22 protein-coding genes and 1 pseudogene are annotated in these 17,623 nt (G+C 41.9%); 11 read left to right on the top strand and 12 right to left on the bottom strand.

Features of this window, described 5'->3' with window-relative positions:
• Nucleotides 1-46: 46 nt before the first annotated feature.
• The 3 genes from KHQ79_RS02260 to sigZ all read right to left on the bottom strand — a co-directional run bounded on the left by KHQ79_RS02260 (nucleotide 47) and on the right by sigZ (nucleotide 3,615).
• Entirely contained in the window at nucleotides 47-1,828 is a 1,782-nt protein-coding gene (locus KHQ79_RS02260; protein WP_225514136.1) for an acid phosphatase, read from the bottom strand.
• Nucleotides 1,829-2,159: 331 nt separating this feature from the next.
• On the bottom strand, nucleotides 2,160-2,933 hold the full coding sequence (locus tag KHQ79_RS02255) for a metal-binding protein ZinT (protein WP_225514135.1): 774 nt from the start codon (nucleotides 2,931-2,933) through the stop codon (nucleotides 2,160-2,162).
• A gap of 145 nt (nucleotides 2,934-3,078) precedes the next feature.
• Nucleotides 3,079-3,615, bottom strand: a complete 537-nt coding sequence (sigZ, locus tag KHQ79_RS02250) for an RNA polymerase sigma factor SigZ (RefSeq protein WP_003237261.1) — start codon at nucleotides 3,613-3,615, stop codon at nucleotides 3,079-3,081.
• A gap of 135 nt (nucleotides 3,616-3,750) precedes the next feature.
• On the opposite strand from sigZ, the gene KHQ79_RS02245 reads away from it, so the two are divergent.
• Nucleotides 3,751-4,731: an aldo/keto reductase gene (locus tag KHQ79_RS02245; RefSeq protein ID WP_003237263.1), complete on the top strand. Its 981-nt coding sequence runs from the start codon at nucleotides 3,751-3,753 to the stop codon at nucleotides 4,729-4,731.
• A gap of 160 nt (nucleotides 4,732-4,891) precedes the next feature.
• Here the strand turns inward: KHQ79_RS02245 and csn are convergent, their stop codons facing one another.
• On the bottom strand, nucleotides 4,892-5,728 hold the full coding sequence (csn, locus tag KHQ79_RS02240; protein WP_003237265.1) for a chitosanase: 837 nt from the start codon (nucleotides 5,726-5,728) through the stop codon (nucleotides 4,892-4,894).
• Between the two features lie 445 nt (nucleotides 5,729-6,173).
• Here csn and KHQ79_RS02235 point away from each other — a divergent pair, with 445 nt between their 5' ends.
• Nucleotides 6,174-6,437, top strand: coding sequence for a CD3324 family protein (locus KHQ79_RS02235; RefSeq protein WP_003237267.1), 264 nt, complete (start codon nucleotides 6,174-6,176; stop codon nucleotides 6,435-6,437).
• Nucleotides 6,438-6,573: 136 nt separating this feature from the next.
• Entirely contained in the window at nucleotides 6,574-7,398 is an 825-nt protein-coding gene (locus KHQ79_RS02230; RefSeq protein ID WP_060399105.1) for an alpha/beta hydrolase, read from the top strand.
• Between the two features lie 122 nt (nucleotides 7,399-7,520).
• On the opposite strand, the gene KHQ79_RS02225 is transcribed toward KHQ79_RS02230, so the two are convergent.
• The 4 genes from KHQ79_RS02225 to KHQ79_RS02210 form a co-directional block, all read right to left on the bottom strand.
• Nucleotides 7,521-8,396, bottom strand: coding sequence for a DMT family transporter (locus KHQ79_RS02225; protein ID WP_148982053.1), 876 nt, complete (start codon nucleotides 8,394-8,396; stop codon nucleotides 7,521-7,523).
• A 329-nt stretch (nucleotides 8,397-8,725) separates the two neighbouring features.
• On the bottom strand, nucleotides 8,726-9,286 hold the full coding sequence (locus tag KHQ79_RS02220) for a sugar O-acetyltransferase (RefSeq protein WP_225514134.1): 561 nt from the start codon (nucleotides 9,284-9,286) through the stop codon (nucleotides 8,726-8,728).
• A 261-nt stretch (nucleotides 9,287-9,547) separates the two neighbouring features.
• Nucleotides 9,548-9,904, bottom strand: coding sequence for an SH3 domain-containing protein (locus KHQ79_RS02215; protein WP_014664754.1), 357 nt, complete (start codon nucleotides 9,902-9,904; stop codon nucleotides 9,548-9,550).
• 51 nt (nucleotides 9,905-9,955) lie between these two features.
• A complete protein-coding gene (locus tag KHQ79_RS02210) occupies nucleotides 9,956-10,315 on the bottom strand; it encodes an SH3 domain-containing protein (protein ID WP_225514133.1) in 360 nt (119 codons plus the stop codon).
• Between the two features lie 437 nt (nucleotides 10,316-10,752).
• Between KHQ79_RS02210 and KHQ79_RS02205 the strand changes: the two genes are divergently transcribed.
• From KHQ79_RS02205 to KHQ79_RS02185, 5 genes are read left to right on the top strand one after another with little or no spacing between them, the layout of a single operon-like run.
• Nucleotides 10,753-10,998 carry a hypothetical protein gene (locus KHQ79_RS02205; protein WP_003237277.1) on the top strand — a complete coding sequence of 82 codons (246 nt, stop codon included), beginning with the start codon at nucleotides 10,753-10,755 and terminating at the stop codon, nucleotides 10,996-10,998.
• 17 nt (nucleotides 10,999-11,015) lie between these two features.
• A complete protein-coding gene (locus KHQ79_RS02200; protein WP_225514132.1) occupies nucleotides 11,016-11,384 on the top strand; it encodes a spore coat protein in 369 nt (122 codons plus the stop codon).
• 18 nt (nucleotides 11,385-11,402) lie between these two features.
• Entirely contained in the window at nucleotides 11,403-12,539 is a 1,137-nt protein-coding gene (locus KHQ79_RS02195) for a zinc-dependent alcohol dehydrogenase (RefSeq protein WP_019259000.1), read from the top strand.
• Nucleotides 12,540-12,558: 19 nt separating this feature from the next.
• The gene (locus KHQ79_RS02190) at nucleotides 12,559-12,756 is read left to right on the top strand and encodes a hypothetical protein (RefSeq protein WP_225514131.1); all 198 of its coding nucleotides are present in this window, start codon (nucleotides 12,559-12,561) and stop codon (nucleotides 12,754-12,756) included.
• A gap of 15 nt (nucleotides 12,757-12,771) precedes the next feature.
• The gene (locus tag KHQ79_RS02185) at nucleotides 12,772-13,071 is read left to right on the top strand and encodes a spore coat protein (protein ID WP_003237286.1); all 300 of its coding nucleotides are present in this window, start codon (nucleotides 12,772-12,774) and stop codon (nucleotides 13,069-13,071) included.
• Nucleotides 13,072-13,232: 161 nt separating this feature from the next.
• Here the strand turns inward: KHQ79_RS02185 and KHQ79_RS02180 are convergent, their stop codons facing one another.
• Together KHQ79_RS02180 and KHQ79_RS02175 are read right to left on the bottom strand one after the other, a co-directional pair.
• Entirely contained in the window at nucleotides 13,233-13,514 is a 282-nt protein-coding gene (locus tag KHQ79_RS02180) for an HPr family phosphocarrier protein (RefSeq protein ID WP_225514130.1), read from the bottom strand.
• 34 nt (nucleotides 13,515-13,548) lie between these two features.
• A complete protein-coding gene (locus KHQ79_RS02175) occupies nucleotides 13,549-14,529 on the bottom strand; it encodes an aldo/keto reductase (protein ID WP_225514129.1) in 981 nt (326 codons plus the stop codon).
• A gap of 165 nt (nucleotides 14,530-14,694) precedes the next feature.
• On the opposite strand from KHQ79_RS02175, the gene KHQ79_RS02170 reads away from it, so the two are divergent.
• The gene (locus tag KHQ79_RS02170; RefSeq protein ID WP_225514128.1) at nucleotides 14,695-15,597 is read left to right on the top strand and encodes an AraC family transcriptional regulator; all 903 of its coding nucleotides are present in this window, start codon (nucleotides 14,695-14,697) and stop codon (nucleotides 15,595-15,597) included.
• Between the two features lie 214 nt (nucleotides 15,598-15,811).
• Here KHQ79_RS02170 and KHQ79_RS02165 read toward each other — a convergent pair whose 3' ends face one another.
• Together KHQ79_RS02165 and adhR are read right to left on the bottom strand one after the other, a co-directional pair.
• On the bottom strand, nucleotides 15,812-16,141 hold the full coding sequence (locus KHQ79_RS02165; protein ID WP_309247418.1) for a MerR family transcriptional regulator: 330 nt from the start codon (nucleotides 16,139-16,141) through the stop codon (nucleotides 15,812-15,814).
• A gap of 126 nt (nucleotides 16,142-16,267) precedes the next feature.
• A complete protein-coding gene (adhR, locus tag KHQ79_RS02160; RefSeq protein ID WP_225514126.1) occupies nucleotides 16,268-16,675 on the bottom strand; it encodes an aldehyde stress transcriptional regulator AdhR in 408 nt (135 codons plus the stop codon).
• Between the two features lie 179 nt (nucleotides 16,676-16,854).
• Between adhR and KHQ79_RS02155 the strand changes: the two are divergent.
• Both KHQ79_RS02155 and KHQ79_RS02150 read left to right on the top strand, forming a co-directional pair.
• Nucleotides 16,855-17,148: pseudogene (locus tag KHQ79_RS02155) on the top strand (carboxymuconolactone decarboxylase family protein); the annotation flags it as partial.
• Between the two features lie 45 nt (nucleotides 17,149-17,193).
• Nucleotides 17,194-17,589, top strand: a complete 396-nt coding sequence (locus tag KHQ79_RS02150) for a cupin domain-containing protein (protein ID WP_225514261.1) — start codon at nucleotides 17,194-17,196, stop codon at nucleotides 17,587-17,589.
• Nucleotides 17,590-17,623 lie beyond the last annotated feature (34 nt).

Below are 17,623 nucleotides of genomic sequence, written 5' to 3'. Positions count from 1 at the left end.
CAATGATAAACTGCTTTTTAAGCTAGCAGATGCTTGGGACGCAAACCTAATTTACTTTGACTTTTAATTGGATACTGTTGGACTTATAGATGATCTTCACTTTGTACTTGCTTGGCAATCCTACGGTCTCGATTGAAGAAAATGATCCTTGACGCTTATCATAGGTGATGATCGTGGATCCGTCAGCTGGTGCATAATTGTCCGAAAAGTTGAGACGTAATGTCCCTTTCATTTTTGCCTTGCCCTTAATGTGTAACAGATCATTTTTTCCGCTGAGATTCAGCTCAAGTATACCTTTGGCAGATTGTTTGTAGTCTCCTCCGATGACCAGTTTTCCTGATACCTCTTCCTTCAGGGTGCCTCCGTTGTTTGAAACATCACCTCTCCCAAAGGCTGTCTTCGAGTCACCCTCAAGTGTTCCCTGATCAATCCGTGTACCGCCGGAATATGTATTATTCCCCTCCAGCTTTAATGTGCCTGTCCCCTTTTTAGTCAGCTTTCCGGTGCCGGAGATATCGTTGCGCCAGCGATCCAATGCATGGAAACCGCCTTTTGAAGAATCCATACTCACGGTAACGTCTCTCGCAAAAGCGCCATATCCATCGGCGGCGGAATAGAGATCAAGCCGTCCCCACCCTTCAGGATCATCAAGAACAGGATAGCCGGAAGGAAGACCGGTAGTGGCTAAAATCCAACGGCGCTGCGTGTTGTCAAGGTAAGGAAAACGAGTTTCCAGCAGGACTTCAGCTCCCTTAGGAACCATCATTGGTTTAGCAGGTGAATTGATTTGCCCAAATCCGTATGTCAATCGTTGAATATATTGTTTTTTATTCATGTCATAATCGCTGAATCGATCTTCTGCTGTACCAGTTTGCGTTAACAACTTACTGTGGGCTTCATCATAAGCAGCCTTTTTCAAACTTTTATTGGCTGGATCAGATAAAATTGCAGCCGCCAAGCCAGTTGCCATGACACGTCCTCCCATTACATCAAGCGGGGAATGCATACCGGCAACAATGCGGTTATTGCCGAGCTCCGAAGCCCGGGTAAGGAGCTCCTGATAACGCTCCGGTACGGCATAAGCCATAGCAAAAGCGCTGAGGTATGCAGCATTCGTATGTCCACTCGGAAAACCCCCGTCTTTGCTTGGATCAGGATTGATAGCGGGAACAAGGGTTGGAACAAGAATAGAGTTGCTTTCCCAGCGAAACGGGCGGGGATAAAGGAAGTATCCCTTAGCCGGGTTCGTTGAAGAATAGGGGCCGCGTAACGTATTGACCAAACTCACGATGCTGCCGAGACTGGAACTCGTGCTGCCAGAATTGGTTCCTTCGTCAATATATTTTTTTATTGTGGCATCTGCCGGGATACTGTTGATCGTTGTCGTCGCGCCCGCATTTAACCGATATACATCAGTAAGCGGACCAAGACCGTCAATCACACTGTAGCTCTGATTCCTGCGATCATCAAAATATGCGGCATTTTCCTCACTAATCGTACGGCGTTCAGCAATGTCAACAACTTTTTGAATGTTGGCATCCAACACGCTGCTGTTCAGTTTGGCATCACTATCCCAAGTACTTCCGGGAGTCCAAAGCTTATTAAATTCGGAAAGTACCCCGATCGTGGGATTGGAATTCACTGTAGTATTAGCAGAGCTGTTATTTTTGTAATGATCTACGAAATATCCTGAAGGAGGGGGCGGCGGCAGTGTTACAGTTTTGGCTTTTGTTGTTGTGCTCGCATAACATTCACTCACAGAACTCTGAAATAATACCAGAGAACATAAAGCCACTACTAAATGCTTCTTCATCCTTAGTAATTTCATTTTTTCATCATACTCTCCCTTACTCTTATCTCAAAAAGCTTTTCCCCAACCGTCAAGTTATTATTGATCGTATCTTACATTTATTAATGAAATAGCGTTGTTTTATTAATGTTTTGTTTATTTTTTCTAGGCGTCAATGAAATAGAAGTCACCTACAAGCTGAGAGAAAGAAACGGAAGAAAACTACAGAAGCAAAAAGCTGCTGACGAGGAGCCAGCAGCTAACACAGGGGCATCTAAGCATTCATAAAGGACTAGGCGTGTTTCCGCATTCTATAAATTACAGAACAACTTTATTATAAAAGAACACCATATTTCATGGTAATCATCATTTAATGCGCCATCATATCATGGGCAATATCGTGTCCATCCATTTTTGACGGGTAGTAGGTAGGCCAGTGTTTGACTTCATCAAGTAAAGCTTCACGGTCATCACCCCAATACAGATGGTAATGACTAGCTTTAGTCGGATAGATACTATGATCACTAAACTGAATATACTGAGGGAGTCCTTCAGCTTCTTTAGCTAGTTTGAATATGTATCTTACCCCTCTATTGCCCCCATCATATGTTAAAATTTCGTACCCGTCATAGGTATACTTACCAGAATATTCTTTTCCATTTTTGAAGAACGTTACAGCATCTTTTTGAATTAAGATACGGTCAACATCTGTTTTATACCCTTTTTTATAGTACTCTTTATATTCTTCAGCTGTCTTGTCACCTTCATGTTCTGATTTATATGAAAATACTTCGTCAAGAGTACCATCTTGCAGGTATGGATATACAGATTGCCAGTCTCCTTCCCAATTAGAAAGTGAACGATCCTTTACTTGGCTGTTTTTAAAATAGCCTTCATAAATTTTTTCTGTTTCTTCATCATGTGCATGACTATGATCGTGCTCATGATCATGAGCGTGAGCACTTTCGTGTGTGTGACTTTCAGATGCTTGCTCTTGCGTTTTGGAAGAGTCTTCTGCAACAGCCGAAGATGACGTTGTTTTATTAGACTCACCTTTTGATGAACCGGAAGTCTGACATCCTGCCAATACGAGTAATGAACCAATAGTTAATATACCTAACCTCTTTGTAAATAAAATCTTCATTCCAACACTCCTTTTTCATTAAATCGAAAACATTACGATTTATATTATACATATATCCCTTGGAAAATTCAAAGGGAAAATGCTCCTCATATTACTGAATCGTATCTGGCAGCGGATGGCCAATTTCATTAAAAAACTGACTTTGTTAGTCAGTTTCCTTTACAATACGAAAGTCTACGATATTTCCATATCGATCGGCTTCAATATGACAGCATCCTTCAAGCAGTTGTTTTAATTTTCCCCGTCCGCGTTGTACCCTTGATTTTGCGCCCGAGTAAGAAATGCCGAGCTTTTCACTTAACTCCTTTTGTGATAACCCTTGAAATTCAGTCAGTTCGAGCGCCTCTCGATACTTTTCCGGCAACCTTTTGATGGTCGAGCGAATACAACCCGCTGCTTCTTTAGTGAAATTTTCTTCCTCTGCATTGTCATCAAAATGCAGAGGATCAGGCAGTATTTCGCTTGATTTTTTGGTGCGGTAAAAATCAATAATTGTATTTCTAGTAATCTGATAGATCCAGCTATGAATCTTTTGTTCATCAATCAGATTTGGGAGATGAACTTGTATTTTCATAAATACGATTTGCAATATGTCGTCAACCATAGATTGATCGTTAACCCTATGCGAAATAAATGTTTTTAACGGCTGGTGAAATTGATCCCATAGATCCTCAATATTCATTTGAAAAAACCTCCTATTATTTTTGCGTCTGCTTTACGTTTGTATCGTCTTTGTAATCGTAACAGAGAATGAAACAATTGTTGAATCAATTGAATTGCAGCTGTTGCAAAAAAAAATGATGAGGAGAGATTTGTTATGGAATATACCTTTTTAGGAAGAACAGGATTGCGGGTGAGCCGTTTATGTTTAGGCACGATGAATTTTGGAGTTGATACAGATGAAAAGACGGCGTTCCGTATCATGGATGAAGCGCTCGATAACGGCATTCAGTTTTTTGATACTGCCAATATTTACGGCTGGGGCGAAAATGCAGGTTTGACAGAGAGCATCATTGGAAAATGGTTTGCACAAGGAGGACAGCGCCGCGAGAAAGTCGTTCTGGCGACAAAAGTATATGAACCGATTTCTGATCCGAATGACGGACCAAATGATAGGAGGGGGTTGTCTCTATACAAAATCAGACGCCATCTGGAAGGATCGCTGAAGCGGCTTCAGACAGATCATATAGAATTATACCAAATGCATCATATCGATAGGCGGACGCCGTGGGATGAGGTATGGGAAGCTTTTGAGGCTCAGGTTCGCTCCGGCAAAGTAGACTATATTGGATCCAGTAACTTTGCAGGCTGGCATTTGGTTAAAGCGCAAGCTGAAGCTGAAAAACGGCGATTCATGGGACTCGTCACCGAACAGCACAAGTATAGTTTATTAGAACGTACAGCTGAGATGGAAGTGCTGCCGGCTGCACAGGATCTTGGTTTAGGGGTAGTGGCGTGGAGTCCCCTTGCAGGAGGACTTCTTGGCGGGAAGGCACTGAAAAGCAATGCCGGAACCCGTACAGCAAAAAGAGCAGATTTAATCGAAAAACATCGCTCACAACTCGAGAAATTTTCAACTTTATGCAAAGAACTAGGAGAAAAAGAAGCAAACGTGGCTTTGGCATGGGTGCTAGCAAATCCAGTTTTAACTGCGCCGATCATCGGACCAAGAACGGTTGAGCAGCTGCGTGATACGATAAAAGCCGTTGAAATCAGTCTGGATGAGGACATTCTCCACATGTTGAATGATATCTTTCCCGGACCTGGAGGAGAGACACCTGAGGCTTATGCCTGGTGATTCTTTCATGATCAATAACTGACATTTTTCTAAAATCTTTATGCTGAACAATCATATATAGGAAAGACAAGAGCTTGTTTGTCTCTTGTCTTTTCCAAATCATGCGAAGAATTCTGACTAAACATCGACAAGAAACGCTGCCGCTTTATTCACTCAATGCTTATTTGATTACGAAATTACCGTATTCGTTTGAGCGAACATGAATCGGTCCGTTTAAATTATAGTTGTTCTCCTTGGCGATTGAGCGAAGCACGTCCACACGGGCAACCGATTCTCTCCACTCATCACGGGTGTCAGGATCTGCCGGATTCATCAGGTCGTCATATCGCACATCCAGGAATTTATTTAACCATTTCTTCTCATCAATCCCGTCTTTAGGTGAACCGCCCGCTTTTTTGTTCGTGCGTTTGATCAAGGCATAAAAGGAGTCGGGGTCATCACCATCGCCATGCTGAATAACTGTATCGTACATCACAGCTCTTGCCAGTGCCGTTTTCAGTCCGGCATGATCGGATCGTTTCATGGCAGGCTGATAATACAAGCTGTCATTTACTGCGTCTTGAGCAGCGCGGAAGTCCTTATCATTTCCAAGCGACTCCCAGGCGGAAGCGAATCCCTTGAGATTGCTGATGTCATCGCTTTCTTCCTTGGCCAGACGACGCAATTCAGGCAGGTACTTTTTCAGTTTGTTATTCGGTACCGCCTTTGTGTATACTTCCACTACTTCCAATGCATCCCCGGTAGCTGTTGTAAAGCCTGCCCGTCCGCATGTATAGCCTCTTCCATCATTCAATGGCTCGACATATCCGTATTGGATCTCCGTCGTGCCGTTTTCAAAGATACTGGTCAGCTGTTCTGCCCGGCGTTTTTGATCCTTATTCAGTCCCGCCGCAAAAACCGTTTCACTCATCATCAGGGTAAAAAACATGATGAAAACAAGTGATGAAATCGCTGCTTTCTTCCAGAAACCCGCATTTTTCTTCAAACTGATTTTCATTCGATTACCTCCTTCTAAATATTGTAAATACAGACACAGTATACATCAAGGAGCTGCTCTATTGTTGAAAATACATCGTTTTGTCAATATTTTGAATCTAAAGTAATAATAAAAAGCTTTCGGCTTGAATCTTACTCTTTTTTTATTGCCAATCAGCCTTAGCCCCTCTCTCTAGGAAAAGCCCTTTTGCTACAACTTTATTTAACAAAATGCAATAAGGCTTTAATCTATTTTATAATGGAAATGATCATCGAATAGTTGGGAGGTGATGAAAATGGCAAGTAAGATAAGAATGCTAGATTCCGCAACGTCCCATGCAAAGCCTATGATTGGAAAGGCGATACTTTGCATGGGGTAGACTTTCTAAAAGATCGCCCAAGTAAGCTTTTCTGATATAGTGGCTTTGCACCTTATTTGGCTATAAAAAAATAAGGAGCTGGCAGATATGGCATATGTAAAAGCAACCGCTATTTTACCTGAAAAGCTGATATCGGAAATTCAAAAGTACGTTCAAGGAAAAACAATATATATCCCTAAGCCTGAAACCTCTCATCAAAAATGGGGTGCGTGTTCAGGAACAAGAAAGCTAATCGATGACAGAAACACTTCTATTAAACAAGCATTTAAAAACGGCAAAACAATTAATCAATTATCTGATGAATATCACCTCTCTACTGAAACAATAAAAAAAATTGTCTACTCTAAATAAACAAAACGGAAGCACTGATGAAATGTAATCAGTGCTTTTGATATGGCGAGTTTGTTTCTTAGTTATTTCCTGCATATGATATCATTGGCCAATTGTGTAGAGTTAAGGGAGATGAGAAGAAAGGAAGGATTTACAAATGAATATAGTAAACAATGGAACATTGCAAGTACCTGGAGCGAACATCCACTATAAGTTGCGTGGCACAGGTCCAATCATTCTTTTGATTCATGGCGGAGGCGGTGATGCCGACAAGTTCCATCATGTTGCAGACCATCTGGCTAACTGGTACACGGTCGTTACTTACGATCGCCGAGGCCATTCCCGCAGCAATCTCGCCAATCAGACTGAGGATTACCGTGTGGAAACACACAGTGATGACGCCCACCGTCTTCTAGCCAAACTCACCAACAAGCCGGCATACGTATTTGGAAGCAGCTCCGGCGCTGTTATCGGGCTTGATCTGTGCATACGCCATCCCGAACAGGTAAGTGTCATGATCCCTCACGAACCAGTCTTATTGCAGTTTTTAAATGGAAATGAGCTGAAACAAGCCAACCAATTCATGGAAGACCTTAAGAAAAATCACCGAAATGAGGTCATTACATTATTGTCAAGTTTAGAAACAAACGAACAATCAAAGGATGTGCTGGCAGAGCGGCTTCTCGGTAATTCAACGTATTTCACTGAATATGAAATTCAGGGAATTCTCAACTATACATTAGATATCGAAGCATTAAAGATGGTGTTTACATCTGCTCCGATGAAGGTACTCCCAGCTGGCGGAAGTGCTTCACGGGATTTTTTTCCTTATCGTTGCGCAAACGCCTTAGCGGAACATTTGGAAACAGAAATTGTTGAATTTCCCGGAAACCATGCAGGTTATAACACAATTCATCATAAAGAATTCGCTGAGAGGTTACACGATATGTTAGAAAATAAACATAGGACCATGTACAACTAACTCAGATTATCGGAGAATTTCACAGGAGCGTTTTTTACTCTTTAGCTATTTTTGTTATATGATCTTAAAATAAAAAAGAAACCTTTGGACTTTGTGAATCCGCAGGTTTCTTTTTTATTCATCTACTTTTTTTCCCGGATAACTAATAGCACACCAACTAGAATCAAAGTTGAACCTGCCCAGAAGGTTCCGCCTATACGTTCTCCTAACAAAAGCCATCCGAGCAATGTTCCAACGAGAGGCTGAAAAAAGAAAAATAAACCTCCACTTGATGCATTCAGCATTTGTAATCCGCGATTCCAAAGTATAAATGCACAAGCTGTTGAAACAATCCCCAAGTATAATAGCCCGCCCCATATTGTCGGATGAGCCAGCTGCGAGAAATGAACTTCATTTACGTTCATCCATACAAAAGGAGTCAAAATAATCATGGCAACCAAGATTGAGTAAGTTGTCACCACAATGGGAGAATAATGATTTGGAACACGTTTTAAAAGAACAGACATCAGCGCCCATGTTAAAGCAGCAATTAGCAGCGAAATTCCGCCCATTTGATTCGTCATGTCAATGTGACCGTTCCCTACAATCATTAAAACGCCGATAGTCGCCAAAGCCACAGATATTCCCTTTTTTACATTCAACCGTTCTTTTAGCAAAAGCCTAGCAAAGATCACCATAAATGCAGGTGTGGAAGAAGTAATAATGGCTCCCATTTGTGCCGAAGATAGGTTAGTGCCAACTTCCTGTGTAACGATTGAAATTGTATTACCAATGATCCCAATGCCTATGATTAATAAAAGGTCACGTCTGTGAATTCGCCAGGATAGCCTTTTTACCAAACCGATAATGAGCAATGCGAGAATTGCTACAGCATATCGCATCCATACCAGCTCTAATGGGGGTATAACCGATACGACAACCTTTACGACAACGTACATACCACCCCAAATGCTGGCGGCTAAAGCCAAATATATAGAACCTAACAAAGTGTTTTTCATTTTTGCACCCTCCGTTTTTCATTTAGGTCAATAAATGCCCCTAACGGAGAGAAGTAGTCACCTTACTCCACTAAGGGCGGAGAAGTGCTACTGGTACATCATTTTCAAATAATGGAGCCCAGAACATGTTTATTCACCTCTGTCAAAAAATGAAGGTATTGATAGTTTAAAAGAAAAACGTAATGAAGTAAATGAGAGAATCTTATATTGATTATTTAACGAATCTGCTTGCCAGTTAAATCATAATTTCTTCGTAATTATTTTTTACCTTCTATACGTTTTTTTGTCATTAAAACATGATGAGTTTTTTGAGGATATACCCTATCCAGCTATTCTACAATCCGCTTAAGTATCTTCGCAGGATTTCCACCCGCCACGACGTTATCTGGTATATCCTTTGTGACAACTGCACCCGAAGCGATTACAACATTATTGCCGATTTTTACCCCTGGGTTAATAACAGCTCTCCCGCCAATCCAGACATTATGACCGATTATGACTGGAATTCCGTATTCCGCTCCCGATATTCTTGTATGTGCATGGAGCGGGTGAGTCGCAGTATAAATATGAACTCCTGGTGCAATAAAACAGTTATCCCCTATTCGAATCTCATGAACGTCAAGAAACACACAATCAAAATTAGCAAAGAAATTTTCTCCAACGTGTATGTTGTAGCCATAATCACAACGAAATGTCGGCTCTACGTAAACATGTTCCCCAGTAGAACCAAACAATTCTTTTAATAAACGGGTTCTTTTCTTGCTATCCGTTTCAAGTGAATCATTAAAAATTCTAGTTAATCTTCTAGCATTCATTCTTTCCCTTCTTAATTCAGGGTCGTCTGCGTTGTAAAGTTCGCCATCTAACATTTTTTGTTTTTCAGTTTTCATGATGTAATCTCCTTAACCTTTTCACTATTCATACTGCTATATTCTAACTTGTATATACAAGTTAATTCAAGTTTTCAGAGTACCGATAACATGTTTTTTATGCTCAAGCCTCTCCTTGATCTGCTTATTAAACGTCTCAGCTGTTCTGGCAAATCCAAATATATAAACATAAAAAACCATACCGATAATACTTGGTATGGTTTCTTTAAGTAGGCCACCTAAGAGAGGGCCGGTTATCTCAATATTACTTTTGATCCGAAGTTAATTGCATTTGTAACCGACAGGGCCGTCTGAACCTGTGTACACATATGTGTCAGAAACATATCCAATATTCACGATCCCCCGGGAATCTTTCCACTGGATTTGGTCCCAAATATTACTCGTTCCATACTTCCCAGTAACAGTCGTTCCATAAGCGTAACAATAGTAAGGAACACGCGAGCCGCTAGGAATGGAAAGCATAATAGGATAGTTTGTACCTGGACCGCTGCGCATATTTACAGGCGCACCGCTGCTTGTTGAAACAGTAAAGTACTGAACGGCAAGTGCTTGACTGGAAAAAATGAATAATGATGCAATCATAACGGTTAACATACTCAGCATTTTCAGTTTAGTCAATGTCATCCCTCTTTCTTCAATTCCTTCATTTTAAGAATGATAGAACATATGCTACCAGCTGCATTTAGGAACAACCGGACCGTCTGAGCCTGTATACATATATGTATCAGAGACAAATCCAGGAATGATCTCCCCGCTGGCAAGCGTCCGCTCTGTGTAATTCCAAATATTACTCGTTCCATACTTTCCAGTTACAGTTGTACCGGTTTTGTAGCAATAGATCGGGATGCGGGTTCCGCTCGGAATAGTCGTTACGATCCCCCAACTTGTACCTGGGCCGCTGCGCATATTTACAGGCGCACCGCTGCTTGTTGAGACCGTATAATACTGAGCGGCAAGTGCATGGCTAGAAAAAATGAGCAATGATGCAATCATCACCGTTAGTGTACTTAGCGTTTTTAATTTCTTCACCTTATATCCTCCCCCTTTAATGTCGTGCGTTTGACTTTCTTACATCCAGTTAAGGAAAAACCGCGCCCCCTCTCTCTGCCATATATTTATCAATGTACCATAAACTAGATCTTTCAAAAGTGGAATTATTCCTATGTTTTCGACAAAAAACTCGTGACATCGTGCATTTTCAAAATTTGCAAATATGACCTATCCATTTTATATGAGACAAGGCAGTAAATCACTTTTTTGTGATCATTTCATTAACTGTGCAACAGAAGCTGTTTAATTAGAAACGAGAATAAACGTCACTGCGTAAAAGCGCTTTGTGTGTTTGATGAGAATAAAGCGACTTGTGACCATTCCGAATATGCCATTTTTATCGGAGAAAAGTTCTTTCTGTATGCTTCATCTTATTTTCGGGAAATGTAACGTTGATTAAAGGAGGGTAATTAAAGATGGATCATCAAACATTAGCTGCTCACGAGGCTGTAGACTTACATGAAATCGTTAACTTTAAAACACTTTGTGTAGCGAAATCGAAATTAATGCAGGGACTTGTGTTTGACCAAGACCTTAAGGACTTGATGCAAAAAGATGTGCAGCAATCCATTCAAGACCTTACTGATTTACAAGCGGTTTATGAGCGTGCGCCATTTCAAGCCCCCGTCCCTCAAAGCCGTCCAACGCCAATCATCAATTGAAAGGAAGGTAAGCCCCTTTGAATCATGATCACTTAGACCCAATTAATTCGCTAAATGTGCCTGAACTTGCAGATACCACATTTGCGATGGATTTTCTTATTCGAGCAAAAGAAGGCGTGAGGAATACTGCTGTTGCCTTGACTGAAACCGCATCACCAGATGTAAGAGCTTTGTTGCGGAAGCAGCTGATGCAAGGAATCGCAATGCACCAAGAAATTACGGAACTGATGATAAGCAAAAAATGGTTCCATCCATATGAACTAAGCGAACAGTATAAGCTGGATCAGCTCTCTGCAAAAAACACGATCATGGTCGGCAACATGAACCTCTTTCCTGAGGACACAAATCGAAAAGAGATGTTTGACCGGACACCTGATGAACACTAACACTGGAGGTTTTACAGCATGAAGGCAGTAACGTATCAAGGCATTAAAAATGTTGTTGTCAAAGATGTGCCAGATCCAAAGATTGAAAAGTCCGATGACATGATTATAAAAGTCACAAGTACAGCCATTTGCGGATCAGATTTACATTTAATCCATGGATTGATTCCTAATCTGCAAGAAGACTATGTCATCGGCCATGAACCGATGGGAATCGTGGAAGAAGTTGGACCAGGGGTTACACAGGTGAAAAAAGGTGACCGCGTCATTATTCCTTTTACTATCGCCTGCGGTGAATGCTTTTTTTGTAAAAACCAACTGGAAAGCCAATGTGATCAATCTAATGACAATGGAGAAATGGGCGCCTATTTCGGCTATTCAGGGCATACCGGCGGTTATCCAGGCGGGCAGGCTGAGTATTTAAGAGTGCCGTTTGCGAATTTTACCCATTTTAAAATTCCTGAAACCTGTGAGGAACCCGATGAAAAATTAAGCGTGATTGCGGATGCCATGACCACCGGCTTTTGGAGTGTTGACAATGCCGGGGTTAAAGACGGCGATACAGTTATTGTTCTCGGCTGCGGACCAGTCGGCCTGTTTGCTCAAAAGTTTTGTTGGCTAAAGGGCGCAAAACGCGTCATAGCAGTTGACTATGTAAACTATCGCTTACTGCATGCCAAACGAACAAACAAAGTAGAAATCGTTAATTTTGAAGACCATGAGAATACAGGGAGTTACTTGAAGGAAATCACCAAAGGCGGAGCGGATGTAGTTATTGACGCTGTTGGGATGGATGGGAAAATGAGCGACCTCGAGTTCCTTGCCAGCGGATTAAAGCTTCATGGCGGAACGATGAGTGCATTGGTCATTGCTTCCCAGGCCGTTCGCAAAGGAGGAACGATACAAATTACAGGTGTGTATGGCGGCAGATATAACGGTTTTCCATTAGGTGATATTATGCAGCGAAACGTCAATATACGCTCTGGACAAGCCCCAGTGATCCACTATATGCCATACATGTTTGAATTAGTGTCGACAGGTAAAATTGATCCGGGAGACGTTGTAAGTCATGTGCTGCCGCTCAGTGAGGCCAAGCATGGCTATGACATTTTTGATACCAAAATGGATGATTGTATAAAAGTTGTGTTAAAACCTTAAGAAAACGGAGGTGACGGGAATGGAATACGCCTTACATGAAGTGCTAGAAGTCCAAGAAATGACTGCATTTAAGACACTTTGTTTAACGAAATCCAAAACAATGAAGGCGCTGGTGTCTGATCCGAAGCTTAAAGCAATCATGCAGCAAGACGTTGACATCACCACACGGCAGCTGCAGGAATTTGCCTCTATTTTATCTAATGCAAAGCAAGAATGAGGAGATGAGTGAATAATGAATCCTATCATTGAATATCTGACCGGTATGAATGTTCTAACAGACCAAATCATCGCCATGGACTTATTGATTGCAGCAAAAAACGGAGTCAGAAATTATGCGATGGCCGCAACGGAAGCGGGAACGCCTGAAGTGAAAGAGATCCTTATCCGTCATTTAGAGGAAGCCCTCGATATGCACGAACAAATCTCAAGCTATATGATGGAAAAGGGCTGGTACCATCCTTGGAATACAGACGAACAAGTCAAGCTGAATTTACAAAATATTGATACGGCGATTCAATTGCCAACCCTTTAACGGACAATGATTGATTTGCTGAGGAACAGTCTTGATTGACCATAACTGTGCCTCAGCTTCTGTATGTTAAGAAAAAGCTGAATAGAAGTGAGGGCGACTATGAGGAATCATAATAATTCTTTTTCCTTTGGATTTCTTCCGCTTCTCCTTCTCCGCCCGATTCATGAGCTGTTCATGAACCCGCTTTTTCTCATCTGATCTTCAATCGCTTGCAAGGCCTGTTCCTCGTCAATCCCTTCAGCTCTGATTTGAATGTGAGTTCCAGGTGTAATGCCTAATGACATCACATCAATAAGGGCCTTGGGCGGATTTTTCAGATTAACGCATTTCTTATGATGTAGAAGAAATACGTGAGAATGAAACTTGCAGGCTGCACGAACCAGCAAGGTTGCTGCACGGGCAAACCCTGTACTTGCAATAATTGTATACTGTTTTTCAATCATGCTCCCATGCTCCTTATCCCCATAGTAACGGCATTTAATGGTGGCCGACTATCGGATGGGGTACATATGGTTCTTCCAAAAGTGCGATTTCTTCAGATGTTAACTTAACAGATAGAGCTCTGACAGCATCTTCGAGGTGTGACATTTTCGTAGCACCAATAATAGGAGCTGTTACTGGTTCCTTCTGCAGCAGCCAAGCAATCGCGATATGGGTTCGGGAAACTCCGTGTTTTTCTGCGATTGCCGCAAGCCGCTCCACGACCAGCCAGTCAGCATCAGCAGTCGCATCGTATTTGGATTTCTGGATTTGATCGGTTTCGGAGCGATGCGTTGTTTCAGACCATTCACGTGTCAATCTTCCAGATGCGAGCGGGCTGTACGGAGTCACTCCCATTTTTTCTTCTTTGCAAAGCGGCAGCATTTCCCTCTCCTCTTCTCGGTATATCAGGTTTAAGTGATTCTGCATCGACACAAATTTGGTCCATCCATTCTTCTCTGCAACATGTAACGCCTTCTGGAACTGCCACGCATACATCGCAGAAGCGCCAATATACCTTGCCTTCCCGGCCTTCACCACATCATGCAATGCTTCCATCGTTTCTTCAATGGGTGTATGGTAATCCCAGCGGTGGATGATGTAAAGGTCTACATAGTCTGTTCCCAGTCTCTTAAGACTTTTATCAATTTCACTCATGATCGCCTTTCGTGAGAGGCCGGCACCATTTGGGCCCTCATGCATTCGCTGATGAACCTTCGTTGCAAGCACGATTTCATCTCGATTGGCATAATCCTTTAACGCTCTGCCAAGTATTTCTTCACTTGCTCCCATTGAATACACATTCGCCGTATCAAAAAAATTGATGCCAAGCTCAAGCGCTTTTTTGATGATGGGGCGGCTCTTTTCTTCATCTAGTACCCATTGATGAACCCACTTTTCTGCTACACCAAAGCTCATACACCCCAGACAAAGCCTGGAGACATCTAAACCGGAATGTCCAAGTTTTACATAATCCATTTCTTGAGTCCCCTCTTTCCTTTTATCTGCTTCTCATTATGCAATGAATGCAAAAGCAGCCGTTATCCCATTTGTATCAAATGATTGCCTAATCCTCTCACAGCCAATGACACCACTTGCAAACAAGCATTATAATGATAAATATCAAGTGAAGGAGAGCGACGTATGTCTGTACGAATAGCCCAACAACAGGAAGAGCTTGCCAAACTCATTGAACGTTATTCATGCCGGGACGGTGTTCACAAGACTGCTGTTCCGTCTTTATTTTTCATCAGTGAATCTCATGCTTCCGAACCGGTTTATAGCGTTTACAAGCCATCATTTTGTGTGATTGTTCAAGGTGAAAAAGAAGTATTACTTGCAAAGGAGCGCATGAGGTACAGTCCTGCTGATTACCTTGTCGCATCTGTTAACTTGCCGGTTGCCGGGCAAGTGATAAAAGCCTCATGTGATGAGCCTTATTTGGCCCTTAAGCTAGAATTTACTCCCAGCCAAGTCTTAGAGGTTTTAAGTGATTCTGACTTTCAAGCAGGGCCGAAAAAACACACGGAGAGGGCTATGTTTGTCAGTAAAATAGAGCCGGCTTTGCTGGATGCAGTTCTCAGGTTAGCCTCTTTGCTGGACACCCCGAAAGACATCCCGGTACTTGCCCCTATATTTACAAAGGAAATTCTCTATAGGGTTCTGCAAGGGCCGCACGGACGAACTCTGGAGCAAATTGCGATTGAGGAGAGCTATACCTATCGAATCAAAGATGTCATCGAACACATCATGAGGGAATTTGACCGGCCCCTTCGAACTGAGGAACTTGCAGATATAGCGAATATGAGTGTTTCCTCCCTGCACAGGCACTTTAAAGCTGTGACGGCTATGAGCCCGATTCAGTTCCAAAAACAGCTGAGACTTCAGGAAGCCAGACGCCTGTTATTAACGAAGTCAACAGATGCCGCAGATGCTGCATTCCGGGTCGGCTATGAAAGCCCATCACAATTCAGCCGTGAATATTCCCGCATGTTTGGTTTTCCGCCTAAAGAAGATATTAAACGGCTGAGGGGAAAATCTGACTAAATGAGCAACGGGGATTTATAATTTTTAAAAACCATACTAACTATTTTTTTGATAGCTAAAGTAAGTTTTCGACTTAACGTCAAATATAAAAGCTGCTTTCCTCCTCATTCCTAAACAATAAAGGCTGAAGAGATTTTTTATTTTTAAAAATCACCTTCAGCCTTAAACCATTTGTTTTTATGGCTTTCCCTCTTCATTTGGATAAAGGACAAACTCATATTGATCCCCCCTTTATCTGGTCCTTGTAGAATTCAATCTTACGGTTTAATACATGCAGGTTTTGCTGTAAAGCTTGAATTTCTAATTCTACAAAGTGCTTACGCTTTTCAAGTAAATGGATCCTATCATGAATCGTTTCATCACCCATTGCTCGCCATGTTGTATATTGTTTTAGCTCTGTCATCGACATTCCTGAATCTTTCAAATGGAGCAAAAACCGCACCCATCCGATATCATGATCCGTAAATTCCCGTATATTATTCTCATTTCGATGAGGAGTCAGGAGCCCTTCCTTTTCATAATACCTGAGGGTACTTGTTGTCACACCGATGATGTTTGCAAATTCTCCAATGGAATAAGGAATCGTAACCACCTCTTTTGGTATGATTTCTTGCGGGGTAAATTTTTATTTTTATCCTGCCCCCTCGGACGCAAAGAATGCTATCTTGGGTCACTTATCCTGAAGACTTTCCGTTTTTGGCCTGCTTTTGAGCCGAGCCTCATTTTCACGCAATTTCCCATCATAATCTTCAATTTTTGTATCTAATCTTTTAATTGTTTCATCAATTTCTTTCCGCTTCTCTATCAGCCGCTGTCTTTCATCAGCCAGGATATTTTTGCGGGCTTCTACCGTACGGTCTCCTTCAGTAAATAACGTTGTATATTCAATTAACGCTTCTATTGATAGGCCCGCATTTCGCATGCATTTAATGAATTCAATCCATTTGATATCTTCTTCATCATAATCGCGAATGCCGCTTTCTTTTCGTTTTACCGGCGGGATCAACCCGACACGTTCGTAATATCTGAGTGTCGCCGCTGTCAGGCCAAACTGCTTGGCTACCTGCGCAATATTCATACTCTTCACCTCACTGTCCTGTATGTTTTGAAGGTAACACTTAAAGTTAACTTTAAGTCAAGCATCAAACAAGTTTTAGCTGCTGAACTTTTTTTAAAAACCAGGACTTGCCTTAAAGCACACTTTAAGCTCTATACTTCTCCATGCAATAAAAACAGTTTAGACGGAGGGATTATTGTATGGCAAAAAAACAAACTGCTGGACGAGATATACTAGGAGAATTTGCGCCAAAGTTTGCTGAACTTAACGATGATGTCCTGTTCGGTGCCATTTGGGCAAGAGAGGAAGAATTGTCTCCGCGCGATCGCAGCATGATTACAGTTTCTGCGTTAATTGCTGGAGGAAACATCGAACAATTAACTCCGCACCTTCAAAAAGCGAAGGAAAACGGATTAACAAAAGAGGAAATTGCAGAAATCATCACTCACCTCTCGTTCTATGCCGGATGGCCCAAAGCTTGGTCAGCATTTCATATCGCAAAAGAAATCTTTAAAAATGAAAAGAAAGAAGGTCAACTGATGACATTTGATCAATTAAGCAACAGCACAATCTTTCCGTTAGGTGAAAAAATTGAAGCGAACTTTATCGGGGATGCATATTTACAAATGATATTTACCGATGAGACGCCCCTCAATGCCTCAATCGGGAATGTCACTTTTGCTCCGGGAGCCCGCAATCACTGGCATTCTCATAAAGTTGGGCAAGTTTTGTTAGTGACAGGCGGTGAAGGCTGGTATCAAGAAGAAGGAAAATCAGCTCAATTACTCAAAACTGGAGATGTCATCAATATTCCGCCCCGTGTAAAACATTGGCACGGGGCGACGAAAGACAGATGGTTTGTGCACTTAGCCATTACGCCGGGGGAAACGGATTGGTTAGAGCCTGTTCATGATGAGCTGTATCATACCTTATAAAATTGTTCTCGTTTTGCGTTCAGCAATTAAGATG

Source organism: Bacillus sp. TSO22, assembly GCF_020223595.1.
Taxonomy (GTDB): domain Bacteria; phylum Bacillota; class Bacilli; order Bacillales; family Bacillaceae; genus Bacillus; species Bacillus inaquosorum.
Note: the sequence above shows the minus strand (reverse complement) of the source record. Positions and strands in the feature narration are given on the sequence as shown.